The organism is Vibrio plantisponsor, assembly GCF_013041605.1.
In the GTDB taxonomy this organism is placed as follows: Bacteria; Pseudomonadota; Gammaproteobacteria; order Enterobacterales; family Vibrionaceae; genus Vibrio; species Vibrio plantisponsor.
The window spans coordinates 92468-115664 of the sequence record NZ_JABEQC010000003.1 but is presented as its reverse complement, the minus strand read 5'-3'; the positions used below and the strand labels follow the sequence as shown (position 1 = coordinate 115664).

General features: G+C 42.9%; 24 protein-coding genes. 7 read left to right on the top strand and 17 right to left on the bottom strand.

The genetic code is table 11. The features are described from left to right. Positions 1-13: 13 nt before the first annotated feature. Both pheT and ihfA read left to right on the top strand, forming a co-directional pair. On the top strand, positions 14-2401 hold the full coding sequence (gene pheT / locus HKI82_RS05955) for a phenylalanine--tRNA ligase subunit beta (RefSeq protein ID WP_171137482.1): 2388 nt from the start codon (positions 14-16) through the stop codon (positions 2399-2401). 447 nt (positions 2402-2848) lie between these two features. Continuing rightward, positions 2849-3145, top strand: a complete 297-nt coding sequence (gene ihfA / locus HKI82_RS05950) for an integration host factor subunit alpha (protein ID WP_042488443.1) — start codon at positions 2849-2851, stop codon at positions 3143-3145. Positions 3146-3238: 93 nt separating this feature from the next. On the opposite strand, the gene HKI82_RS05945 is transcribed toward ihfA, so the two are convergent. Then, positions 3239-4012, bottom strand: coding sequence for a nucleotidyltransferase family protein (locus tag HKI82_RS05945; RefSeq protein WP_171137481.1), 774 nt, complete (start codon positions 4010-4012; stop codon positions 3239-3241). Positions 4013-4333: 321 nt separating this feature from the next. On the opposite strand from HKI82_RS05945, the gene HKI82_RS05940 reads away from it, so the two are divergent. Beyond that, positions 4334-4981 (top strand): thiopurine S-methyltransferase, encoded by a 648-nt coding sequence (locus HKI82_RS05940; RefSeq protein ID WP_171137480.1) that lies wholly within the window; start codon positions 4334-4336, stop codon positions 4979-4981. A 94-nt stretch (positions 4982-5075) separates the two neighbouring features. On the opposite strand, the gene purT is transcribed toward HKI82_RS05940, so the two are convergent. The 3 genes from purT to HKI82_RS05925 all read right to left on the bottom strand — a co-directional run bounded on the left by purT (position 5076) and on the right by HKI82_RS05925 (position 8656). Beyond that, on the bottom strand, positions 5076-6251 hold the full coding sequence (gene purT, locus HKI82_RS05935) for a formate-dependent phosphoribosylglycinamide formyltransferase (RefSeq protein ID WP_171137479.1): 1176 nt from the start codon (positions 6249-6251) through the stop codon (positions 5076-5078). 103 nt (positions 6252-6354) lie between these two features. Further along, a complete protein-coding gene (locus HKI82_RS05930) occupies positions 6355-7668 on the bottom strand; it encodes a ferredoxin reductase family protein (protein ID WP_171137478.1) in 1314 nt (437 codons plus the stop codon). Positions 7669-7780: 112 nt separating this feature from the next. Next, on the bottom strand, positions 7781-8656 hold the full coding sequence (locus tag HKI82_RS05925) for an AEC family transporter (RefSeq protein ID WP_171137477.1): 876 nt from the start codon (positions 8654-8656) through the stop codon (positions 7781-7783). 327 nt (positions 8657-8983) lie between these two features. On the opposite strand from HKI82_RS05925, the gene HKI82_RS05920 reads away from it, so the two are divergent. Beyond that, positions 8984-11722 carry an EAL domain-containing protein gene (locus HKI82_RS05920; protein WP_240956656.1) on the top strand — a complete coding sequence of 913 codons (2739 nt, stop codon included), beginning with the start codon at positions 8984-8986 and terminating at the stop codon, positions 11720-11722. 87 nt (positions 11723-11809) lie between these two features. Here HKI82_RS05920 and cdd read toward each other — a convergent pair whose 3' ends face one another. The 4 genes from cdd to sbcB all read right to left on the bottom strand — a co-directional run bounded on the left by cdd (position 11810) and on the right by sbcB (position 15419). Beyond that, positions 11810-12697, bottom strand: a complete 888-nt coding sequence (gene cdd, locus HKI82_RS05915) for a cytidine deaminase (RefSeq protein ID WP_171137475.1) — start codon at positions 12695-12697, stop codon at positions 11810-11812. Positions 12698-12902: 205 nt separating this feature from the next. After that, the gene (locus tag HKI82_RS05910; protein WP_102940532.1) at positions 12903-13580 is read right to left on the bottom strand and encodes an LrgB family protein; all 678 of its coding nucleotides are present in this window, start codon (positions 13578-13580) and stop codon (positions 12903-12905) included. Further along, complete coding sequence (locus HKI82_RS05905; RefSeq protein WP_102940531.1) at positions 13580-13945, bottom strand: CidA/LrgA family protein; 366 nt, start codon at positions 13943-13945, stop codon at positions 13580-13582. Before HKI82_RS05905 ends, HKI82_RS05910 begins: the two co-directional genes overlap by 1 nt. 49 nt (positions 13946-13994) lie before the next feature. Then, positions 13995-15419, bottom strand: a complete 1425-nt coding sequence (gene sbcB, locus HKI82_RS05900) for an exodeoxyribonuclease I (protein WP_171137474.1) — start codon at positions 15417-15419, stop codon at positions 13995-13997. 180 nt (positions 15420-15599) lie between these two features. Here sbcB and HKI82_RS05895 point away from each other — a divergent pair, with 180 nt between their 5' ends. Then, complete coding sequence (locus tag HKI82_RS05895) at positions 15600-16784, top strand: tyrosine-type recombinase/integrase (protein ID WP_171137473.1); 1185 nt, start codon at positions 15600-15602, stop codon at positions 16782-16784. Positions 16785-16813: 29 nt separating this feature from the next. Continuing rightward, a complete protein-coding gene (locus tag HKI82_RS05890) occupies positions 16814-18193 on the top strand; it encodes a HEPN domain-containing protein (protein ID WP_171137472.1) in 1380 nt (459 codons plus the stop codon). Here the strand turns inward: HKI82_RS05890 and HKI82_RS05885 are convergent. The 9 genes from HKI82_RS05885 to HKI82_RS05845 form a co-directional block, all read right to left on the bottom strand. Next, positions 18190-18489 (bottom strand): helix-turn-helix transcriptional regulator, encoded by a 300-nt coding sequence (locus HKI82_RS05885; RefSeq protein WP_171137471.1) that lies wholly within the window; start codon positions 18487-18489, stop codon positions 18190-18192. The genes HKI82_RS05890 and HKI82_RS05885 overlap by 4 nt on opposite strands. A gap of 58 nt (positions 18490-18547) precedes the next feature. Then, complete coding sequence (locus HKI82_RS05880) at positions 18548-18808, bottom strand: hypothetical protein (protein ID WP_171137393.1); 261 nt, start codon at positions 18806-18808, stop codon at positions 18548-18550. Between the two features lie 57 nt (positions 18809-18865). Next, a complete protein-coding gene (locus HKI82_RS20475) occupies positions 18866-19720 on the bottom strand; it encodes a 3'-5' exonuclease (RefSeq protein ID WP_240956655.1) in 855 nt (284 codons plus the stop codon). Between the two features lie 40 nt (positions 19721-19760). Continuing rightward, positions 19761-19997, bottom strand: a complete 237-nt coding sequence (locus HKI82_RS05870; RefSeq protein WP_171137470.1) for a DUF7220 family protein — start codon at positions 19995-19997, stop codon at positions 19761-19763. 63 nt (positions 19998-20060) lie between these two features. Beyond that, complete coding sequence (locus HKI82_RS05865) at positions 20061-20435, bottom strand: hypothetical protein (RefSeq protein WP_171137469.1); 375 nt, start codon at positions 20433-20435, stop codon at positions 20061-20063. Further along, entirely contained in the window at positions 20432-20692 is a 261-nt protein-coding gene (locus HKI82_RS05860) for a hypothetical protein (RefSeq protein ID WP_171137468.1), read from the bottom strand. The genes HKI82_RS05865 and HKI82_RS05860 overlap by 4 nt, the downstream gene beginning before the upstream one ends. A 154-nt stretch (positions 20693-20846) precedes the next feature. Then, positions 20847-21122, bottom strand: a complete 276-nt coding sequence (locus HKI82_RS05855) for a hypothetical protein (protein WP_171137467.1) — start codon at positions 21120-21122, stop codon at positions 20847-20849. 222 nt (positions 21123-21344) lie between these two features. Then, positions 21345-22145 (bottom strand): hypothetical protein, encoded by an 801-nt coding sequence (locus HKI82_RS05850; protein ID WP_171137466.1) that lies wholly within the window; start codon positions 22143-22145, stop codon positions 21345-21347. A gap of 22 nt (positions 22146-22167) precedes the next feature. Further along, on the bottom strand, positions 22168-22836 hold the full coding sequence (locus tag HKI82_RS05845) for a LexA family protein (protein WP_171137465.1): 669 nt from the start codon (positions 22834-22836) through the stop codon (positions 22168-22170). 90 nt (positions 22837-22926) lie between these two features. Here HKI82_RS05845 and HKI82_RS05840 point away from each other — a divergent pair, with 90 nt between their 5' ends. After that, positions 22927-23160: a helix-turn-helix domain-containing protein gene (locus HKI82_RS05840; protein ID WP_171137464.1), complete on the top strand. Its 234-nt coding sequence runs from the start codon at positions 22927-22929 to the stop codon at positions 23158-23160. Positions 23161-23197: the final 37 nt, after the last annotated feature.

Sequence of the window (23197 nt, the reverse complement as noted above, 5' to 3'; positions counted from 1 at the left end):
GGGTAAATACACAATGAAATTCAGCGAATCATGGCTTCGTGAGTGGGTAAACCCAGCGGTTACTACTGACGAACTAACGCACCAAATCACTATGGCTGGTCTAGAAGTCGATGACGTACTTCCAGTGGCTGGCGAATTCACTGGCGTAAAAGTCGGTTACGTTGTTGAGTGTGGTCAGCATCCAGATGCAGACAAACTGCGCGTGACTAAAGTTGACGTGGGTGAAGAAGAACTTTTAGACATCGTTTGTGGCGCACCAAACTGCCGTCAAGGCCTTAAAGTTGCTGTAGCAACTGTAGGTGCTGTACTTCCGGGCGATTTCAAAATCAAAAAAGCAAAACTACGTGGTCAACCTTCGCACGGCATGCTTTGTTCATTTTCTGAACTAGGTATCGACGTTGAGTCAGAAGGCATCATGGAGTTGGCAGAAGATGCGGTTATCGGCACAGATTTCCGTCAATTCCTAAGCCTAGATGACGTAACGGTTGATGTTGACCTGACTGCAAACCGCGCTGACTGTTTCAGCATTCGTGGTATGGCTCGTGAAGTCGGTGTTCTAAACCGCGCAGACGTCACTGAACCTTCAGTAGCGCCAGTTGCACCTTCAATCGACGATGTTGTATCAATCGAAGTGAAAGCACCAGCGGCATGTCCACGTTACCTTGGTCGTGTAATCAAGAACGTAAACGTTCAAGCTGAAACACCACTTTGGATGCAAGAAAAGCTACGTCGTTGTGGTATTCGTTCAATCGATCCAGTTGTAGACATCACAAACTACATTCTTCTAGAGCAAGGTCAGCCAATGCACGCATTCGACCTAGCAAAAATTGAAGGTGGTATTGTTGTTCGTCTTGCTGAGCAAGGTGAAAAGCTAACTCTGCTAGACGGCACAGAAGCAGAACTTAATGCGAATACCCTGGTTGTTGCTGACCACAAACAAGCGCTAGCTATTGCTGGTATCTTCGGTGGCGAAGGTTCTGGTGTAAATGCTGAGACTAAAGACGTTCTACTAGAATGTGCATTCTTTGCTCCAGACCATATCCGTGGTCGTGCACGTAGCTACGGTCTGCACACGGATTCTTCAATGCGTTTTGAACGTGGTGTGGATTTCGCACTGCAAGTAAACGCAATGGAACGTGCAACTCAGCTTCTTGTTGACATCTGTGGTGGTGAAGTTGCACCTGTTGTTGCTGTTGAGTCTGAAGCGGACCTACCTAAACCAAATACAGTATCACTACGTCGTACTAAGCTTGATAGCCTGCTGGGCCACCACATTGCGGATGCAGAAGTGGTTGAGATTCTAGAGCGTCTTGGTATGTCTGTTGAAGCTACAGAAGCAGGTTGGATTGCAACAGCACCAACATGGCGTTTTGATATTGCGATTGAGCAAGATTTGATTGAAGAAGTTGGCCGTATCTACGGTTACAACAAGATTCCAAACCAAGCGCCGATTGCAGCACTAAACATGAACGCTCAAAATGAAGCGAACCTTCCGCTTAAGCGTGTTCGTGATCTTCTTGTTGACCGTGGTTACCACGAAGCAATCACATACAGCTTCGTTGAACCTGAGCAACAAAAACTGATCGTTAACGATGTTGAACCTCTAATTCTGCCATTCCCAATTTCTGCGGACATGTCAGCAATGCGTTTAGGTCTGATCCAAGGTCTGCTAAACACTGTGGTTCACAACCAAAAACGTCAGCAACCACGTGTTCGTCTGTTCGAATATGGTCTACGTTTCATCCCATGTGATACAGCAGAAAACGGCATGCGCCAAGAGCCGATGCTTGCAGGTGTTATTGCGGGTACTCGCGGTGAAGAACACTGGGGTATGGAAACAGCAACGGTTGATTTCTTCGATCTGAAAGGCGATCTAGAAGCTATTCTTGAGCTTTCTGCGAACGAAAAAGCGTACAGCTTTGTTGCAACTCGTCATCCTGCTCTACACCCAGGTCAATCTGCTGCAATTATCGTAGATGGCAAACAAGTAGGTGTTATTGGTACTGTTCACCCAGAGCTTGAACGCAAGTTTGGTCTGAATGGTCGCACAGTTGTGTTCGAAATCGAGTGGAATGCAATTAACTCACGTGTGATTCCTGAAGCAGCTTCAGTATCGAAGTTCCCTTCAAACCGTCGTGACATTGCAGTCGTTGTTGACGAAAACATTGCTTCTGGCGATATCGTAGCTGCATGTTATGCCTCTGGTGGTGAACTTCTTAAAGATGCAAAACTGTTCGACGTATACGTAGGTAAAGGTGTTGAGGAAGGCAAGAAGAGCCTTGCTATCGCACTGACTCTGCAATCAGTTGAACGTACGCTAGAAGAAGCGGATATTGCAGCAGCAGTAGAAGCTATCGTTAAAGCGGTATCTGAGCAGTTTGGCGCGAGTCTACGCGACTAATAAGCGCTGAAGCAGTTCACGTATAAAAAGCAGGTTATATAACCTGCTTTTTTTTCGCCGCTATGATGAGAAACTGACGTGAAATTGTCTCCAGTTTAGGAAAAATGTAATTTATTGATAAATAGCTAAATTGTTATGGTCTGGGCGCAAAATTTTTTAAAATCACCTAATAAGATGAAAATTCTTTAAATCTAAATTATTTAAGATTTTTAGCGATGTTTTTGTTTTTCATTATCGGTTTTATAGTTTTAAATTATGCTTAGTTCGTTGTTATATGTGTCTGATTTAATGCTGTTGGAAGTTAAGCTTAAATAAAAAAGTTGGCGAAAATCATAAGCTTGGCATACACTTTTCTCGTAAAGCCGATATGTCGTTGATTGGCTAAGCAAAATTGCTCTGGCGCTGTCGTTAGACAGCAAGGTTTAACATAGCTTTGAGGGAAGTTTTATGGCGCTCACAAAGGCCGAATTGGCTGAAAACCTGTTCGAAAAACTCGGGTTTAGCAAACGGGATGCCAAGGAAACGGTTGAAGTGTTTTTTGAAGAAATTCGTAAAGCACTAGAAAGTGGCGAACAGGTAAAACTCTCCGGTTTTGGTAATTTTGATTTACGAGACAAGAATGAACGTCCTGGTCGAAATCCAAAAACGGGTGAAGACATTCCGATTACCGCTCGACGAGTTGTTACGTTCCGTCCGGGGCAAAAACTAAAAGCCCGCGTAGAGAACATAAAAGTCGCGAAATAGTCGCCAGTATTAGACCACGCCATATCGCGTGGTCTTTTGTTTTTATGAAGTGCTAGATGAAGTTTCAACCACCTCTGACGGTGGTTGATGTTTTTATGCTGCTTGAATATGTGTGGTGATGTAAGGCTGCCAAGCCTGTTGGTAGAGGTTCTTCGATTCACTACGCATACGTTTAATCTTGGCTGTTTCGAGTGAGGTTAGTGGACGTTGTTCGCGTTTTGCTACACGCTCAATGTGCTGGATTTGTTCATAAAGCTTATGTTCTGCACCATTTTTCACATCTGCAATTGCTTTTAAATGAAACTGCACTTCCGCAATAATACCCGTCTTAGGTAACTCGATAAGAATGTTCAAATCACGATAGCCAGAAGGGGCAGGTGATTTAAAACGATTCTTCACTTTGACAATGGTTGCTTCTTTACTCAGTGACTCATAAGCATCCATAAGGCTGGATACATCGTTCGCGACAATGGTTGCTCGCGCTAAATCAGTGATTCGGGCAGCGTTACCATCAAGTTCGGTAATCACTTTTTCTTTGGCTCTGTGGGCGGATTTTACGCCTGCAAAGTAGGCTTCGGTGGATGTTAGTAGCGCGGTACTTTTACATAAGGTTTCGAGTTCTGCCTGCGCATAGTGTGACTTGCTGTAGAGGATATCGAAGTCGTTATAGGGTTGATATACGGCTTCTTTCGAAGTAGCAATGGAATACAAGCCACTTAAGCTGTGTTTAAAGCGCTTAGAGGTGAGTTGATTTTCAAATTCACCGCCTTGTGCCTCTGCTGGCATGGTAGGGGGCACAGCCGCGAATGCCGGTGCTCGGCTCAATACTAGAAGCATTAGGGCCGCAGTACGTAGGAACTGGCTCATTCACTCTCCTTGGTTTGTGCTGAAAAATCAAAAGTGGCATTTAAAGGCGCGTTTTTCAGATAGCAAATTTCAAGAAGCTGTAATAAACAAATGGGGCTGCAAGCTTTGAATTCAATGCAGTTCGCCGACTCAATATGGTTATTGTCTATGAGTTCACATTTTTAGCTTGTGTAGTTAAGAGCATTGATGAGCACTTATAGTTCCTTATCCGGTTGTAAATGAATGTTTCTGATTATACGAAATGAGATTTGACTATCTCTGTAAATGAGAAATGGTTACCCTTATGGGCCGAATAAAACCAAACTCATTTAGAGAGCGTTGATGAAAGATCCAGAATTCTGGCATAGCAAATGGGCTTCCAATCAAATTGGTTTCCACCTTGATGACGTGAATCCGTTATTGATAGAACACTGGCACAGAACAGAGCCAAAAAGAGAAGAAAAAATCTTTGTTCCTTTATGTGGTAAAAGTGAAGACTTAGTGTGGCTAGCGACAAAGCATAATCAAGTGCATGGCGTAGAACTAAGCTCTATTGCTGTTCGTTCTTTTTTTGCTGAGCATTTCTACACTCCGTTAGTGATTCAACTGAATGCGCACCATGAGTTGTATCAGTTTGATGAGCTATCAATTTATACCGGCGACTATTTCACCGCGCCTGTAGAGACATACGATATTGTTTACGATAGAGCTGCGCTTGTTGCTCTGCCAGAAGAGATGCGTAAAGAGTATGTAGAACGACTCAAGTCGTTGTTAAATCCGGGTGGCCGCATTCTGCTTGTCACATTGGATTACGAACAACACGAAATGGCTGGGCCTCCTTTCAGTGTGCCTCAAGAGGAAATAGAGCAATTGTTTGCAGAGTTCTCTGTCGAAAGGGTGCATCAGGACGGTGCCAATGCACAGCATCCTAAAAGAGCCAAAAAAGGTTTATCGCGATTTGCAGAAGAGGTTTGGTTGATCAAAAGCTGAACCCTGAAACAAAGATAACCCAGCAATGCTGGGTTATTTTTTTTTAGCTTTTAGCCTTCACCGAGAGTGGTGTAGATGGCTTCAGGCGTTAGGATTAGTAAATAATCTTCACAGCTTTCACGCATTCTAATGCTTTGTCTACCGCTTCGGTCGTGTCTTTACCACGAGCAAGTGCAACACCTAAGCGACGACGACCATCAATGTCTGGTTTGCCAAACAGGCGAATTTGGGATTGAGGTACTGACAGCGCTTCACCAATACCATCGAAGCGAATGTTGGTTGACGTACCCTGACCAAGAATCGCAACTGAAGCCGATGGGCCATATTGGGTAATTTGACCAATAGGCATACCTGTAAATGCACGAACGTGCAGAGCAAACTCAGACACATCTTGAGACATCAAGGTCACTAAACCTGTGTCGTGCGGGCGAGGTGACACTTCGTTAAAGATAACGTGGTCACCTTTAACAAACAGTTCAACACCGAAGATACCGTATCCGCCGAGTGCATTAACAATTTGCTCTGCCACATATTCTGCTGCTTTAAGAGCGTTTTCAGACATCGCTTGTGGCTGCCATGATTCACGGTAGTCACCGTCTTCCTGACGGTGGCCTATTGGCGCACAGAAGTGAACACCGTCTGCAGCGCGTACGGTTAATAAAGTGATTTCGTAATCGAAGTCGATGAAGCCTTCAACGATAACTCGACCAGCGCCAGTGCGACCACCTTCTTGCGCATATTTCCACGCAGTCTCAATGTCTGCTTCCGTTTTAATGACGCTCTGGCCTTTGCCTGAAGAACTCATGACTGGTTTACAGACACATGGAATACCCACATGTTGAACCGCAGCGACGAAATCCTCATAGTTATCAGCAAACTTAAACGGAGAGGTCGGCAGAGAAAGTTCTTCAGCGGCAAGGCGACGAATACCTTCACGGTTCATGGTAAGGCGTGCTGCTCTCGCTGTTGGAACTACATTCAAGCCTTGTGCTTCAAGTTCTACCAACTTTTGAGTTGCGATAGCTTCAATTTCAGGAACCACGTAGTGAGGTTTCTCTAGTTCGATGATTTTCTGAAGTGCATCACCATCAAGCATATTGAGAACATGGCTGCGGTGAGCTACTTGCATTGCCGGTGCATCTGCATAGCGGTCGCATGCAATCACTTCCAGACCTAAGCGTTGACATTCAATTGCCACTTCTTTGCCAAGTTCACCAGAGCCAAGTAAAAGTACACGGGTTGCATTTTCACGTGTAGCCGTCCCAAACATAGATATTCCTTTTAATTCTGTAGTAGTCACTAAAAACTGCCGTCATCATACTGGAATATCTCGCAAAAGCAAACGATTGCGCGGTTTTCCTCTACTTGCAATATTATCGCATTACAAACCGTTCTGAATGATAGTTTTGTTTATTAAGCCCTAAGCCTAAAAGTCTATTTTTCAGTGTGTTACCAAAGTTAATCGGCCCACAAAAACTGACGCTGGCTTGAGACAAATCAACGTGTTGAGCGACTCGGTCTGCGCATAGGAACTCATTATGACTGGCGGTATAGATATGCAGCTTCACACTGGGCAGCTTGCTGACTAATTTTTCCAGCAAGTGAACAAAGTATGTCTGGTCATCATTGTCCCGACAGTAGAACAGATCGATGTGTCGGCTGGTTGAATGAGGCAGGTGAGTCAAGTAGTGTAGCCACGCTATAAAAGGTACGATACCAATACCAGCACCAATCCAAACTTGGTTTGATGATTTTGGTATTTGGAAGCGACCATAGCCACCTTCGACAGCAACGGCTCTGCCGACCAACAAAGAGTCATAGAGCGCATGAGTGTAGTCACCGAGATCTTTGATCGCGAACTCTATCTCTTGGTTGTGGGAATCGTAATTAAGTACTGAAAACGGATGTGGAGCTTCTCCATCATTGAAGTTGAGATAAGCAAACTGCCCAGCATGATACTTCATCGCCTCATTGAGCTTTATTTTTACGTGCAAAACCCGAGATTGGCTTGCTTGATCATGAATGCGTTGAATAGCAGTCACTTGACCATTGACTATGCGAGCACGACCAATTGAACCTATTAATGAAACAAACGCACAGATAGAACCTGCAATTGCGGCAAGCCAAATCACCGAGTTAAGTCCAGCCGAACTCCATTGATAATCAAGCAAAAACACACTGTGAAACGAACCTGCAAGGAAAATGGCACCACCCAGCTTGTGGGTCAGACGGAATTTTCGATAGCTGATCGCTTGGATAAGACTGATGGCAACAAACGCGAGAAAGACATAAAAAGTGTATTCGCCAACGACTTTTGCCCAGTGAGTCCAGTTTATACCTTCCACTATTTGACCTAGACGTTGTCTTTTCTGTTGGCCCTCAATAAGACCTAAACTCACAAGCCATTTCGGCGATTCAATCAGTACCCAGTGCATAACCATAGTGACTAGAGCACCAATACCCATCTGTTTATGAATGGCATAGCCTTTATCTAGCCCGTTTACATATTCTTCGACTCTTGGAATACGCATCGCCAGCAGCATCGCCACTGCCATATAAGCAAAGCCTAGTGCGCCTGTCAGCATGGTGAGTTGATGACGCCAGAAGAAGTAATTGGCATCGGGTTGCCATGTAAGCCATACAGATGGAAGCCATAACAGTATGATGAGAAGAGTGATTTTTTTCATGACAATTATTCCATGTGTTTCTTATGGTTTAATTGTAGTTCTGCGGCTTCGGCTAGGACATCGACTTTATCTAGTTTTACTTTGGTTGACCTAAGTTTACATATCGCATTCTCTACAGTGAGAAGGCAAAAATGAGCAACATAGGCAGGGTGAAAATACTGAGGAAATTACCAAACAACACCATTGAAGCGACGTTGGTTGCTTCAATCTTGTATCGCTCCGCAAACAGGTAGTTCATGACTGCTGGTGGAAGCATAGTGAATAACACCATCATTTTTAACTGCATGGGCGGTAAAGGAATGAAGTAGTAAATGCAGCTAAATGCGATCGCGCCTGTAAACAGTGATTGAGCGGTCGAGATCAGTCCCACTTTAATGCCCGCCATTTTCATATTGGTCATCTGTGCGCCTAATGACAGCAACATCACAGGCACTGCAGCCTGACCCAGCAGCTTTGTTGCTTCATATAGCGGTTCCCAGACATGAGTTCCTGATAAATTGATGCACATAGCGGCAACTGCAGCGATAAACACAGGGGCCGTAAAGATCTGCTTAAATGAACCTCCTTTACTTAATACTGCAAGCCCGATACTGATGTGTAAGCAGGCAGAAACAACAAACAGCAGTACCGCAGAAGAAAGAGCTTGCTGTCCGAATGCGTAGGTGAACAGTGGGATGGCTAAGTTACCGCTGTTTCTAAACATATGCAGTGGAGCCCAAGCTTTGAAGTTCCAACTACCTAGTTTGCATATCGGAATCATAAGTAAGCCGGGAATGAGCACAGATATTAAAGAGGCATAAATCAGGGGAAGTTCTGAGCGGCTAAGTGGCATGGTGGAGAGTGACGAGAATACCAAAGCTGGAACAAAGGCATCCATATTGATTCTGTTAATCGGACGGAAATCAGGTTTGAGCCAGCGACCAATGAAATAGCCAATAATGACCAGTGCCATTACAGGGAAAAGTATCCGAACGACTTGTTCAAACATAGGTATCCTTACGAGTGTTTGAGACGAAGAAAAGCCAAATTATCAGGCTATTACCTAATCGTCATTGGCGTAGACGTTAATCTGTGCGCTTCGTATATAAATGTGATGAAAGTAGGGAGGAAAACAGCTGAACAAGCTCAATGACCGACAAAAACGCATAGAAATTATGGTTTAAACAGCAGATTAATACTCAAAAAGAGGTATTGGTTCCAAATATTTAAGAGATTTATAATTTATTTCATTTTGTAACTAGACATATATCATTAAATTTATAGGCGATATGTGTTATTTGTATCGCAAATATTAACTTGAGAGTTGATACATTTCTTGAATAAACCTTCTCGCTTTCGCTTTGTTACGCTACATACCAAAACTGCATTTTTATTTGCAGTTGGTCTGGCTAGCATCATTTTCAGCAGCCTATTCCTTACCCGTTATTTCTTTCTATACAGTCTGAATGAACTGGAAAATATTGAGATCCACAGGGCTAGCTCACAAGCCTTCGCTGTGATTGATTCATTGAGTGTCAGACAGGAAGAAGCTTCCCATGACTGGGCATATTGGAGTGAGACTTATGATCTGCTCACTCAGTCTGATACTGGTTTTGAAGAACGCAACTTGTATATGGATAGCCTTGACTCATTAGGGCTCGACTTCATGTCATTCATTAATAGTCGGCATGAGTATGTAGCAGGCCTTGGGCGGGATATTGAAGATGCCAAAGCATTCACACAAACATTGCTACAAGATAAGGGCATTGCTCAACATCTCGATAAAATGAAACGCGTTCTCGACAGCGGGAAAAGAGGTACTTATGGATTAATCCGTGAGGGTGACGATATCTGGGTGGTTAGTATTACTCCCGTGCGTAACGGAACCAGCGAATCAGAATTTGCCGGATGGATGTTGTGGGCGCAGCATTTGTCTGACCGTTTCCCTTCTGACTTTGTTGGCATCTTAACGGCTCAGAACTCAATCATTACCGATCTTGATGAGATTAAGCATCTTGATGAACACATTCATGAAGAGGGTATAGATGATCACGATGATATAGATGTTTTTCGAACAGATTCAGAGCTTTACCACTATACATCGTTAAGCGATATCTATGGTGAAGAGATTGCTGCTTTAAAATCTCGTGAGTCGCGTACCTACTATCAAAAAGGTGAATCGGTCTTTTACTATCTCATCTTTGCTATTAGCGTGGTTACAACGCTGGTTTCTATCGTTATTTTCATTTTGTTCCGTAACAACGTAGGTAAGCGATTCAGCTACTTTGAACAGGACATAAAAGCCCTGATATCAAGCGATGAAGTGAACCTTGAAGGCCATCGGGATGAGTTTGAACGCATCACGACCTTAGTGCAGTTTTTGGCTAACAACTCCTCAAAAACAGAAGGCAAACTAAAAGATACGCTGCAAAAATTTGAAGCGCTATACCACAGCCAGACACTGGGTATGGTGCTTGTAGTCGATCAAATGATCGCAGACGTGAACCAAGCATTGTTAGATTTACTTGGCTATCAGCGCAGTGATTTGGTTGGTCAGCATGTAGAAACGCTGTGTGCTCACAGCAGTGACTCTATTTGCAGTGCTGAACAGTTATTCATCAATTTGAGTCAGGGGTTACGTCAGTTCGAAGCAGGGCTTAACAACAGTTATGGCGAAACCGTTCACTGTGTGATTGAAGCAACTCAGTTTGAGCAAGATGACAAGATGGCGGTTATGTTGTCGATAAAAGATATTAGTGAGCAGAAACAGCAAGCGGTATTAATCGACTCCCTCACTCATCGAGATTCGGCAACGGGATTATTGAATCGTCCGACAGTGATTAATCTTATTAAGGTTTTTTTCCAAAGTTCAGATCAAGAACAGAACTACTCGATCGTTTATTTCAACGCATCAAGGCTTAAAGAAATCGATGAAGTTTACGGACATCTGGTCCATGACAGTGTTTTAAAACACCTTGCTGATAACTTGCTGATTCGATTTGGTGACGAGTTCACAGGCCGTATCAGTGAAAATGAATTCTTAGTATGGTGCGTAGAAAAGGATTATCGACAGCTGCAAAGAATGGCAAACCGGTTGCTAGAAAGTTATTCATCGAAGATAAGTGTTTCTGGTTTTGAGTTCGATATTGGCTTAAAAGCGGTGTTTGTTCGTTCTTCTGCGAGTTTTGCTAACTTTGAAGATTTCAGCTATGTCGGCCTTTATGCCCTGACAGAAATGAAATTTACAGGCAAAAGGGAGCTTGTGACGGTTGATGACAATCTGATTAAAAGATCACAAGAGTCACTCGCTTTGAATCGCGACATTATGAAAGCGCTAAAAAGTGGCGAAATCGTTGCGCACTATCAACCTATTGTTAACGCGAGTACTGGGCAGGTTGTCGGTTTCGAAGCGCTGGCTAGATGGCGTCATCCAACATTAGGAATGGTCTCTCCTGGGCTGTTTGTCCCGCTGGCGGAGCAACGTCGATTAATTGTTGAGCTCGGTGAAGTGATCCTAGAGCAGGCGTGCGAGTTTATCAGGGATATGCAGCAAAAGAGCACCAGTTCTTCGCAAAACAGAATGAGTATTCATGTCAATTTGTCGACCCCTCATTTCCACCATAAGAGCTTGGTGGAAACCTTGGTCAACCTGATAGAGAAATACCAACTGTTGCCAGGGCAACTGGTACTGGAGCTAACAGAAAGTATTTTGTTGGGTGCTGAAGATGAGATCGTTGAACGTATGGAAGCGATCAAATCTTTGGGTGTTCAACTGGCGCTCGACGACTTTGGTACAGGCTACTCGTCATTCAGTTCACTGTGTAACTTCCCGCTTGATATCATCAAGCTGGATAAGTCTTATATTGATAATTTGGATGTCAACGACAAAGCAAAAACCTTAGTCAGGAACATCATTCACATGTCGCAGGAGCTCGGTATGACAACCGTGGCTGAAGGGGTTGAAACGGCTTCACAGCTTCGTAAGCTCAATGTTTGGAACGTGGATGAAATTCAGGGTTATTACTTCTTCAAACCTATGGATAAACACCAAGCGTTAGAAAAATTTGCGAAATAGGTGATTAGAAAAAGCAGGTGAGCAGAAAAAGTCGCAGACAACAAAAAAGCCAGACAAGAGTCTGGCTTTTACATGACTAAGCTACTGTTAAAGTGCGATGTAGCTTAGTGGCAAAGATGAACTCAGTGACGCAAGCGTCGCTTGAGTATCAACAAAGTGACTCACGCTGCCTTTCTCAAGCTCAGCCAGAGTGGCCGCTTCAATGTTGTCGAAAGATTCGCCAGCCATTCTCATCTGAATCAAAGCGACTTGCAGTGGCGGCAGGCTTGGGTTAAACGCTGCGTTTTCCGCATACGCGCCCAAATAAGTTTTACCGGACGACGATTTCAATGCCACACCACTTAAGTTTTCAGAGTAAGGGGCATAGCTGCTGTTGAGTGCCGCTACGGCCGATTGCATCAGCGGGTCTAATTCCTCGCATTTGTAACCGTGGTCGCTTTTGTTCATTAGCACTTGAGTGATACCTAGGTCGGCAGGACCAAAAGATTCTGGCAAGTAGTATTGCAGAGAGTTGGCATCACGTTTTGGTAACTGAATCATCAAGCTTTTCGAGGTGGTAAGCTCGTTCATGAACTGGCGACAGTGACCGCAAGGACTGTAGTTCACAGTGATATCACTGATGCCTTCTTCACCCTTCATCCAAGCATGGCTTATGGCTGCTTGTTCTGCGTGAATGGTTTGTCCCATCTGAACTTTGGAGAATTCCATGTTGCCGCCGAAATAGATGCGGCCAGACAACCCACGAGCTAGAGCTCCAACATAAAATTTCGAAATAGGTACGTAAGCATATGCTGCCGCAAGAGGCAGTAATTCAATACGAAGGTCTGCGTCACTCATTCCTGTAACGGAAAGTAGTTGCTTAAATTGGTCAGGAGATAGAGTAGCGTCAAACTCATCAGCTAATACGATTGGCGATAAAAACTCCGCCATCGGTCGTTGCATGTCTGCTAATGCCTGTTCAATACGGCCTTTCATAGATATTCCTAATTAATGCATTGAGCTTTAGTTTAGGGGAATATACTAGATTTACTGCGATCAAAATCTCATTATCGAATGCAACGTATTACATGTTTACATAATTAGAGTGATGTCACACATGTGAGGTTGATAGGTAGGAATAAGGCTCAGAATCTACAGTAAATGCAGTCTGAGCCTAAAGTTAAATAGATATGTCTATTAGTTAGTGAACAAACCAAAGAACAAAAGCAAATAAACTCGGGGCAAGAACAGAGGTAATGACACCGCAGACGACCAGAGCGAGTGAACTAAAAGCCGCGTCTTTCTGATCTTTTTCCGCACAAGTGGCTGTGCCTAGGGCGTGGGAGACATTACCCATGGTTAATCCTCGAGCAATGGGATGTGTAATATTCAGCATGTTATATATTGGGTATGCCACAATGGCGCCAAATACGCCAACCAGCAGAACCATGATGGCTGCAATTGCCGGTTCTCCACCTAAATTGTTTGCGACTTCCATCGCTATCGGTGTGGTGACAGATTTACCCATGAGTGCTGCAATTAAAGCGATATCAACATTCATTAACGCGGCAATGATCCCTGTTGTCAGCATAGAAAGCACGCTTCCCACACCACAGGCGAGCATGATGATTTTCCAATTTGCACGAATCTGAGGAAGTTGTTCATACAAAGGGTAAGCTAACGCAACGACGGCGGGTTGAAGCATGTAGTTCACCCATAGGTTGTCTAGCTCGTAAGTCTCGTAGGGGACTTTCAGCAACATCAGCGCAGGGATGATTAGACCTATGCTGATCAACAGTGGGTTGGCAAACGGAGAATTTAGCTTGCGAGCAATCCACCTAGAAACAAAGAACACCGCGATAGTGACTAGCAACCACATTATTTGCCTCCCTTTTTCAAAATGCGATCAAGAGAGAAGGCTAAGATCACAAGCACTAATGTAGTGCCACCGATGGCACTGGCTAAGATAGACCAAATGTTGTTTATCAGTATATCGAAGTGCACCATAAGGCCGACACTGGTCGGGATGAAAAGCAGAACCATGTAGCGAATGAATAAACTCGCACTTGGTTTCACCCAAGATGACGGTAAGAGTCCGCTCGACATGAGGCCAAACAGGATCAGCATGCCAATAATACTGCCAGGGATAGAAATGCCTAACCAAGATTGAAGATTATTACCTGCCAGCAAACAGAGAAATATCATTCCCATTGAGACTAGGTATTTAAGTGCGGTTTGAGCCATGAAACGTTGTTGCCATTTATATGTATAGATAAACCTAGGGACATAGCCCCTAGGAAACGAGTTTTGAGACGTATTGATAGACAGATTTTAAAATAGCGATTTTCTTTTCGTCACTCTCATGCTCATGAACTAAGTTTTCTAAATTGAGCATGTAATCTTCAATTCGCGACTCATAAAAATCACGACAGTGATTCGCCCAGCGGCGCTGTTCATTTTCATCCAGTGTCCATGGGAAGTGACGAGCACGATAACGGAATAATAAAGGCTCGATTCTTTTGTCGGCAAAAGTGATGCCCAGTGCCGCCAAATTTTCCGGTGGGGTACTGCGAATAATCTCCATCGACGCTTTGTCCGCAGGAGAGAAGAAACCATCGTATAACTGCGTATCAACATCGGTGCTCTGTTCAAATTCACGTTCAATCGAAAACAGTGCAACCAGCTTTTCTCGGATCTCAGGATGCTGGCGAATCAGTGCTAAGTTCGCTAAACACTGTTCGCGATTGATGCCTATCTTCTCAGCGTTTTCAGCGGTCAACGTCTTAGCTGGTGCAAGAATAGGGCACTTGTTGAGATGAACCAATTTGACAGGAACAGGCAGTTCGTCGGGCGCAAGTTCATCACGTTTGGTATAAAGACGCGTATGCAGTTCTTCACTGGAAAGCTCAATTAAAGGCTGAGGATCTTTGGCTAAGTCAGCCACAATCACAGCATTTTGATTAGTTGGATGCCAAGCAATAGGTACTATCCAACTGGTGTATTGGCATTCTCTGCCTAACATTCCAGAAACATGCATCAGTGGTGTCATGTTGACGATATCCACTAACTCATTGAGTTTGCGTTTATGGCGCATGGTAAAAAAGTAATCAAACAGCTTTGGTTGTGCAGCTTTGACTTTCTTAGCCAGCTCAATAGTAGCAATCACGTCAGCCATCGCATCATGCGCATTTTCGTGTTCAATACCATTGGCTTTTGACAGATGTTCCAGTTTGAAACTTGTAAACCCTTCTCCGTTTTCAGGCCAAACAATGCCTTCAGGACGAAGGGCATGGCAAGCACGCATCACATCGAGTAAGTCCCAACGTGAATTGCCGTTCTGCCAGCTCCAAGAATACGGATCGAAAAAGTTGCGATAGCAAGTGTAACGCGTGACTTCGTCATCGAAGCGAATGCTGTTGTAACCAAGGCTGGTGGTATTTGGCTGAGAAAGTTCTTGATGAATACGAGCAATGAACTCGGGCTCAGGTAGACCTTGAGCCATCGCCTTCTGCGGGGTGATACCCGTTATTAGCGCTGCCTCTGGTGCAGGTAAATAATCGCTAGGTAATTGGCAGTAGATAATTAATGGTTCGCCGATAATATTAAAATCCATATCGGTACGTACGCCAGCAAACTGACTAGGACGATCTTTCGCTGGGTTAGTGCCCCAAGTCTCATAATCGAAGAAGAAGAATGTTGGTTGTTCATCAGTTTTCATTGAATTTTGAACTTTTGTTGTAACTGTCAAAATAAGCCTTTAATAGCAATCGATTAGAGTTATTTCTTGTGATATCTTTTTCTATAGTTTTTTAAGTTTTCTCGCGTTTTACATTTGCACTTGCGTCTAAATGTGTGTCCGTTTTTTGTAAGTGCTGCGTCCAAATTTTTAAGGTATAGAATGAGCATTACAGACAAGCAACTTAAATCAATTGAGAAGCTTAGTGAATACAACGGACCATCAGAGCTAAATGATGGAGAAGGACTTGTTGCTAAGGTTTCACCCAAAGCCAATATCACGTTTCAATATCGATGCCGATTCAATGGGAAGAACAAACGCATCCGTATCGGCAAGTATCCTCGGGTCAGTCTAAAGCAAGCAAGGCAGATCCACAAACGAATGTTGGAGCTAAAAGAAGAAGGGCGAAACCCTGAAATAGCTTTAACAGGGGAAACTGATTTTGTAACGCTAAAGCAATGTCTTGATTATTGGTTTGATAACAAAGTGTCTACCTTAAAAGAAGGGACGCGAGTTCTATATGAATCTGTAGCTAAAAATTATTTCTACCCGGCGTTTCATGATGTTGATGTAGAAAAGATTACTGCCCGGGAATGGATGGTTTGGTTTGACGAGATAGCCAAGAAAAACCCTAAAACAGCCAATTCGGCATTTTCCAAAATGCGTGCATGTCTGAGCTACTGCAAATCTAAATTTTTAATTGATGGTACTCATTTTGAAAAGATTAAGCAGCAAGATGTTGGTGAAGCGCCTAAAGCCGGTGACCGGGTTCTGAGTTTGCCCGAACTTGCAAAAGTATGGATAGCGATAGAAAGAAGTAAAGCCGGGACTTCAACCAAGAACCTTCACCTGATGACAATGCTTTGGGGAAATCGAATTTCAGAGTTACGCCTGGCGCGTAAAGAGCATTTCGATATGGTTAATGATGTTTGGACTGTACCGCCAGAGATTAGCAAGATGAATAACACTATTCGTCGTCCAATTCCTAAGCATATTAAGCCTATGCTGGAACGTCTTATGAATATCTACGATGGGTTTCTATTCCCTGGTGCTTCGTTAAATGTTCCGCTTTCTATCTCAGCTGCAAACAAATATATAAGAAGAATTCGTGAAACTTTACCTTTGTCGCACTGGCGAACGCATGATTTTAGACGCAGCATTTCCACTATCTGTTCTGAACTTGGTACCGCTCCGCATGTGGTAGAGAAAATGCTGGGTCATGATTTGGGCGGGGTATTGGCCGTGTACAACAAGCATGATTGGCTAAGTGAACAAAAAGACGCTTACGAGGGCTTTGCTGAATCCCTTTTCATTCAGGTTAAGAAAGAGCTGAACAGCGGAACTTAGAATGAAATCTTTGATGAAGAGAGAAGAATATGAATGTTCAGATTTCAAATGCTCTATGCATGCTATTTGAAGAACTATGCCATGAGTACTTTAATGAACTTATGAAATACAACGAAAATTCGACTGAATACCTTAAGCATTCAGAATTTATTTTCGGAAATATCATAAATCCATCTACGGAAACTGAGTATGAGCGAATACAAAAAAGGGACAATCAAGGATTACCAGTTGTTCGTCAACTCTATAAAAACAGAAAAACGATAGACATTACTCATAAAATAGCGGAACTAATAATTAGATCTAATCGATTACTCTGCTTACCCAATGAAGTATACAACGTAGTAGATGCAATAGTATTTGCGTCGACTAGTGAAATTCTTTACTCCGAACCTCTTCCTAGCGAATCAGAGCAAAGAAATGTTTTGAAGAATATCCTTAAAGAACGGGTATCTATTTTAAAAAAACAGTTTTATAAGTATGAATTTAAGTTTCCAATACATGTTTTTGGATTGGAACGCAATTTGTCTCTGTATAAAGACATTAATTTGGTAAAAGAAGACAATCTCGAATTAGAAGGTCGGGATCTTGAGCAATATATGCATAGCAGAACATTTGAGCCAAATTATAGTATTCACATTATTTCAAGTGTTAAGTCTTCTAAAGAATACTCTAGTACCAGAGCTATAAGGGCAAGAGAAGCAACGACTAATTTACTAACTTGTTTGTATGGCGTTTATCTGGGCAACGACAATACTAATGGTCCTTTTATAAAGGACGAAGATTATAATCCACATTACCTACATTATTTTTCCTCTGGAAAGAAAGGTGAAACCTTAGAAGGCAATCGATTGTATAAATTCCATTATAATGCAGATAAGTGTAAGCAATTCTGGGATGTTTTTGAAAACGATTTTTCAGAACAAGTGGTTCTGCATAATTTATTGTTTAGTATCCCGTCTAAAATAATAAACAATGATAATTTCGATAAAACAGTTGCAAGTTTAACTGAACGTTCTTTGCGTTGGTTTGCTGATGCCATTAATGAGAAAAATTATGAAATTAAAATAGTTAAGCTTGCCATAGCAATTGAATCGCTGGTGAATTTTTATAGTGACTCAAAAAAGAGTGATGCCAATAGTGAGAAATTTAAAGAAATATTTATTAAGAGAGTATGTATCATAAATACTTATGACAAGGATGTAGAATCAAAAGCAACCAAGCTTTATAAGGCTAGAAGTTCAATAGCTCATGGTAGTACTCTGAAAATTACTTTTGACTTTGATGTTATTAGGTTTACTGCAGCCACTATACTTCTTGCCATACAACTATTCTCAATGTTTGAAAATAAAGGGTTAGATGAAACAGGGTTTGATAAGAGGCTGCCTAAATTTATTGAAGGTTATGGTTAACTGGCCTTAAATCCACCTTCATGTTCAATCCATTCCATTACTGCAGAACGGATCCAACGTAGTGGTGATTTGCTGATGGGCTCGGGGAACCCGCGTTCTTTGCGCCACATGATGATGGTGGTGCGTCCTTTTTGGAAAAAATCCAGCACTTCGTTATGACACATAATCGTGTTTGAAGATTCTGGGTACTTTTCAGCGTCATAAATAGCTTGCTCTTCTGCGCGTGCTTTTGTGTTACCAGGTAAAAAGCTTGGTGGTGTATAAGAAAAACTGAAGTTGGTATCGACGAAGTTCATTGCACTGTTCTCTATATTTGTTGTGTTTACTGCCCATTGGTCAGATGGGCATGTGTTGTTATCGCTTATCTGCACCCGCATAAGAGTTAAACGAAGAGTTTTTACTTCCGCCTTTTTGTGGCTCAGAGTTACGGAAGAAGTAAGCGGAAGCTTTTGGTGCTTCATCATTCATAATGGCGTTCATTTCTCTTTGAAACTCTAAATCGCTCATGCGTTTCATTGTTTCCGGATTTTTGTTTTCTCGGCTGAGTTTGCTTGAAGCCGGGCGTAGGGCCATTACACCTTCTACTGCTTTCATCTTTTCTTCGATAGTCATCATTGCACTGATCTCGGTTGGTTAATTGACTAGCCGCTGGTCAGGCGGCTAGGGGAATCGTTACTTTTTAAATGCTTGCCAAATTTCGCTTACATAACGGGCTTGGAACTTGGCGTCGTCGAGCGCAGAGTGGTGAACACCTTCGCGTTCTAGTGTGGTTTTCGGGTCGATGTTCAGAATGTCGCGTCCCATTTTTACTATGGTGCGGACATCACTATCATTCCAGTGCGAGAAGTTTGGTCTGATACGACAGGCATCAAAGGCATTGCGGACAATTACGTTGTCGAACTCTTTTCCGTTACCCCATAGATAAAGGTCGTTTGGATCACCCTGGGCAGAAAGCCATTCATTGAATTGGGTTAGGGCATCTTTCAACGTGGATTTAGGCGTGTCTTTGGCGTAAATAGCACGGGCTTCATTACTTTGCTGTAGCCACCAAACTACGGTTGAAGCGTCCATTTCACCGTAATAAGCGGAGCTATTCAGATTAACGACAACTTCAAATTCGTTACCCAGTTCACCAGTGCTTGGATTAAACACCACTGCACCTAAACTGGTGATTGGAGCTTTGCTACCTTTACCCATGCATTCAATATCGAGCATGATTTCTTTAGGCTTTGGAACCGCCCACCAAACGCAAGGACCATCTTCTGTATCGTGGATTGATAAAATGAATGAACTGCGTGAAGGTGGTGTTGGTTCCCACTTAATGCAGCTTTCGCCAGCTTCGAACCATTGATCAATGATGTCCTGATCGGCATTACCTTCCATGGAATAAATGACAACAGTAATGTTGTTCTCATTCTCAAAGGCTTCTAGCGTATCCTTGGATACCACTTCACCAAAGTTAGGCAGGTTAGGGTGAGTCCAAAAGCCCATTTCGTCGCGTTCTACTGGTAGTTTTTCAATGCTCATTGCACAAATTTCCTTGTTTAAGTTAATGGTTAGCCGCTGGTCAGTTCGGCATGTCTGCTATTGGGTTACGCAGCTGCTTACGGTTGAAGATTCTTCTTAGCGTGTAGCTGCGGATAATTGAAACGATGGTAAAGAACGCCCCAATTAATAAATTGTCTAAAAGTGGCAGGTTTACCCCGAACAACGGGAAGATGATCAGTTGGCTTAACAGTGCTACCAGGTAGCCAATCAGAACATTCAAAACACTTTCAATCAGGCTTTGCTTCTTACTTTGCATTGCGTTCACTCCATGAATACAGGAGGTAGAACACCACACATGCCATAGCGTAGGTTGCGATACTCATTGTTGACTCCTTAATGGAATTAATCGATTTCGGTTGATGGTGTGCCAGCAAGTGGCATCCCCCTTAAACAAACCGCCTTCGCGTAATTTGGCGCAGCCTTGTGGCAGTTGTTCACCACACTTACTGCACTTACCTAATTGCTTCTCTATGGTTGGAATCTCTGCATGTACCCGGTGAATTAGTGACTGCAAAGTTTCTACATCGGCAATTGGTTCATTGGGATAACCGAAGAACTGGCTAATTTCACTGAGCTTTTGCTGTTCCAGCTCAGAAAGCGATACGCGAATATCTTGCTCACCGCTGTTCTTACGTTTCTCTCTTAAGCGCTTTGCCCGAATAGCGGCTTGCTTGCGTTTACGTTCGTCGCTCATGCCGCTTTAGCCTTGCGCTTGTTCTTGGCGGCTTGCTTTTTGATAGGGGAGAGCAGTTGTTCTGCTTTTGCCAGACAGAAGTCGAAGCATTTGCCACCCCTGGAGCCGCCAAACGATGCTGTGTTCCGGTAGGTATCAACAGCGAAGTTTGCCGCGCGTTTTACGTCTAAAGTCTCAAAGCCTTTTTCAGTGAGTTTCAGAGAAACGTGTTTATGGATGAACGCTTCTTGTGAGTTGCGGAAAGTCATAGTACTCATTGCACAGAATCCTATTTGGTTTGGGTGAATACCCGCACTCAGCCTAAACGCTTGTTTTTGGTGGTCAGCCGCGTTTATACTGCATGCGAGGCGAAAGTCTCATTGCACAAAGAACGCCCCTGTTGGTTTGGTCACCGATGGGGGTTTTCTCTTTCTAGTGGTCAAATTCTTGATTACGCTTATCAGCTTCTACGCGAAGTCTTTCAAGATCACCGAATAGCTTTTCTGCATGTTCACAAGTGATTTCCTGCACCTGAAATTCCAAGTGTTGAAAATCTTCCGCACCTTCAATGATTGCTTCGGCACTGATTCGGAACGGATCGTCTTTCGGTAAATCTGCCAACGTTTCCTTTAGCTGGTCACAGCCAGTGTTCAGCACATGGATGTTGCTGATTAGCTTGTGTGTTTGTTGTAGCGATAGTGTTTTCATTTCAAAGTCTCATTGCATGAAGTTCTGGTTACCCGATTGGTCAAGTCGGGGAGATCGGTTGGTCAAGCCGCGGCTCATTACACACAAAACATGTTCGTTGTTTTGTTTCGGCATAAATAAAATACACATAACGTGATTGATGTGTCAAACACAAATTGTGTTTATTTTTGTTGCAGGTATAAAAAAACCGCCACGAAGGCGGTTTTATGTTTAATCTTTTGGTTATGCAGATATCTTTCTTGTTTTAATTTTTTCTTTGTTAAGCTCTGCATCATTAGAGAATGTAGGCTTTTTACCTCTAACTCTAACTTTTACACCATTTTTTTTGTATTTTTCAATGACTTCTTTAACATCAACTGGTGGAGCTTCAGCATTTGGTGAAGTCGTACAACCAGAATATCTTACTTTATCCATAAGGCCTCCTCTCTCACCTGTTTGCATAGATAAAATTAACTTTTCTACCTGCGAGTATATCTCGTCATACTCGGCATTGCCAATATCGCTTAAGTTTTCGACAGTATGATCACCGTCAAGAGTGTGATTAAACACAGACACTGGCTCAGATGAATATGGATCTATTTTACATGCCTCAATCACCGCAAGTTTTGTATTATACATACTATCAACATAGGCGTGTATTGCGTGATAAGCCCCAGTTCCGCCTGCAATTAGCCCTTGATCATGGATACATTTGGTTGGAATGGGTGTCCATTCATGTATGGTGACATCGACAAAACTTAACGAATCAAATCCTAATGATGCACAGTTCTCCGCTTGTACTTCATATTGCTCTTTGTCGAGCATTCCTAAAATTAGCGCTTGATGCAGTAATATTTGGTCATAAACACCGCTGTAGAAAATTATACGTTCAGCGCCGATTGTTTGTTGAGTCTCTTCGTCAAAAATATCCAAGTTTGGAATAAACAAATATTTGTTGAGTGGGACATCCACTTCCAGCCCATTTGTATTGGACCACATGGAATCGCAAGTACCTGAAGAATCGCTAACCAGAAACGTAGTCATTACAAACCTATAATTATCTTGTTTAAATCAGCCTTAGTCTCGCTTCAACAACTACGCCAATGATCTTGCAGTTACCATTGATAGGAACTGTTTTGTAATCTTTGTTCAGCGGCTTCAAGTAATCCTGACCACCATCAGAAACGAACTTCTTAAAGGTCGCTTCGTTCACATCCGTTAGTTTAGCGACAACAAGAGAACCATTACCGTGTTCTTTTTCGGTATCAACTAATACAAGTGTACCTTCAGGAACGCTAACGCCTGATGGACTTGTCATTGAGTCACCTTGAACTCTCAGCCAAAAGCAGCGTTCTGATGTTTTAACCGTGGCTTCGTACCATTCGTCAATCTCATCAAGTGAATAGGCTTCACAAGCTTCGGTCCATTGGCCTGCTTGAACAGAGCTTAATAGAGGGAATGAGTTTTGGAACTTTGGTTGAATATCAATTTGCCCTACGTTTGGCAGAGCTTCTATCTCTGAAGCATCAAATAGAATCTGATATGGCTTGATCTTTAATACAGACGCAATGATTTCAGCATCATCTAAATTGATACTTCTTACGCCAGCTTCGTAATTGCCAATACGAGACGCACCCCAGCCGCATTTCTCAGCTAGGGTCTTTTGGCTTATGCCTTGGGCTTCTCGGAACTGCTTTAAGCGCAATCCCACTTCTTGTTTTTTATTCATACTCATAAATTAACACGCTCCGTGTGCGGTGTAAGCACACTATTTGTGTTTACTATTAAACACGATTTGTGTATTCTCATTTTCGGAGGGCTATCAATGAACAATATTTCATTATTTCGCAGTCAAGCCGGAATCAGTCAGTCGAAGCTAGGTGAGTTGGTTGGAGTTATCCCATCAACCATTGGTAACTACGAGTCTGGAATTCGGGCAGTAAATATCAATATGGGATGGAAGATTGTGAACGCTTTTACGGCGTTGGGCATTCAGTGCCAATTCACAGAAGTCTTCCCTAATCCCTTAGTGCCTAAAGATAACAAGCTTCAGTCATGAGGGGATGAATAACAACATTCTGTACGTTTAACCAGTA

Bases quoted from the DNA above. Each gene is read 5' to 3' on its own strand.
- HKI82_RS05880 (WP_171137393.1), bottom strand. From the start codon at position 18,808: ATGATGACTATCGAAGAAAAGATGAAAGCAGTAGAAGGTGTAATGGCC.
- HKI82_RS05945 (WP_171137481.1), bottom strand. From the start codon at position 4,012: ATGAGCCAGTTCCTACGTACTGCGGCCCTAATGCTTCTAGTATTGAGC.
- ihfA (WP_042488443.1), top strand. From the start codon at position 2,849: ATGGCGCTCACAAAGGCCGAATTGGCTGAAAACCTGTTCGAAAAACTC.
- sbcB (WP_171137474.1), bottom strand. From the start codon at position 15,419: ATGAAAACTGATGAACAACCAACATTCTTCTTCTTCGATTATGAGACT.
- HKI82_RS05905 (WP_102940531.1), bottom strand. From the start codon at position 13,945: ATGGCTCAAACCGCACTTAAATACCTAGTCTCAATGGGAATGATATTT.
- HKI82_RS05930 (WP_171137478.1), bottom strand. From the start codon at position 7,668: ATGAAAAAAATCACTCTTCTCATCATACTGTTATGGCTTCCATCTGTA.
- HKI82_RS05870 (WP_171137470.1), bottom strand. From the start codon at position 19,997: ATGCAAAGTAAGAAGCAAAGCCTGATTGAAAGTGTTTTGAATGTTCTG.
- cdd (WP_171137475.1), bottom strand. From the start codon at position 12,697: ATGAAAGGCCGTATTGAACAGGCATTAGCAGACATGCAACGACCGATG.
- HKI82_RS05940 (WP_171137480.1), top strand. From the start codon at position 4,334: ATGAAAGATCCAGAATTCTGGCATAGCAAATGGGCTTCCAATCAAATT.
- HKI82_RS05850 (WP_171137466.1), bottom strand. From the start codon at position 22,145: ATGACTACGTTTCTGGTTAGCGATTCTTCAGGTACTTGCGATTCCATG.
- HKI82_RS05855 (WP_171137467.1), bottom strand. From the start codon at position 21,122: ATGAAAACACTATCGCTACAACAAACACACAAGCTAATCAGCAACATC.
- HKI82_RS05910 (WP_102940532.1), bottom strand. From the start codon at position 13,580: ATGTGGTTGCTAGTCACTATCGCGGTGTTCTTTGTTTCTAGGTGGATT.
- HKI82_RS05860 (WP_171137468.1), bottom strand. From the start codon at position 20,692: ATGAGTACTATGACTTTCCGCAACTCACAAGAAGCGTTCATCCATAAA.
- pheT (WP_171137482.1), top strand. From the start codon at position 14: ATGAAATTCAGCGAATCATGGCTTCGTGAGTGGGTAAACCCAGCGGTT.
- HKI82_RS05895 (WP_171137473.1), top strand. From the start codon at position 15,600: ATGAGCATTACAGACAAGCAACTTAAATCAATTGAGAAGCTTAGTGAA.
- HKI82_RS05925 (WP_171137477.1), bottom strand. From the start codon at position 8,656: ATGTTTGAACAAGTCGTTCGGATACTTTTCCCTGTAATGGCACTGGTC.
- HKI82_RS05885 (WP_171137471.1), bottom strand. From the start codon at position 18,489: ATGAACTTCGTCGATACCAACTTCAGTTTTTCTTATACACCACCAAGC.
- HKI82_RS05845 (WP_171137465.1), bottom strand. From the start codon at position 22,836: ATGAGTATGAATAAAAAACAAGAAGTGGGATTGCGCTTAAAGCAGTTC.
- HKI82_RS05865 (WP_171137469.1), bottom strand. From the start codon at position 20,435: ATGAGCGACGAACGTAAACGCAAGCAAGCCGCTATTCGGGCAAAGCGC.
- purT (WP_171137479.1), bottom strand. From the start codon at position 6,251: ATGTTTGGGACGGCTACACGTGAAAATGCAACCCGTGTACTTTTACTT.
- HKI82_RS05840 (WP_171137464.1), top strand. From the start codon at position 22,927: ATGAACAATATTTCATTATTTCGCAGTCAAGCCGGAATCAGTCAGTCG.
- HKI82_RS20475 (WP_240956655.1), bottom strand. From the start codon at position 19,720: ATGAGCATTGAAAAACTACCAGTAGAACGCGACGAAATGGGCTTTTGG.
- HKI82_RS05890 (WP_171137472.1), top strand. From the start codon at position 16,814: ATGAATGTTCAGATTTCAAATGCTCTATGCATGCTATTTGAAGAACTA.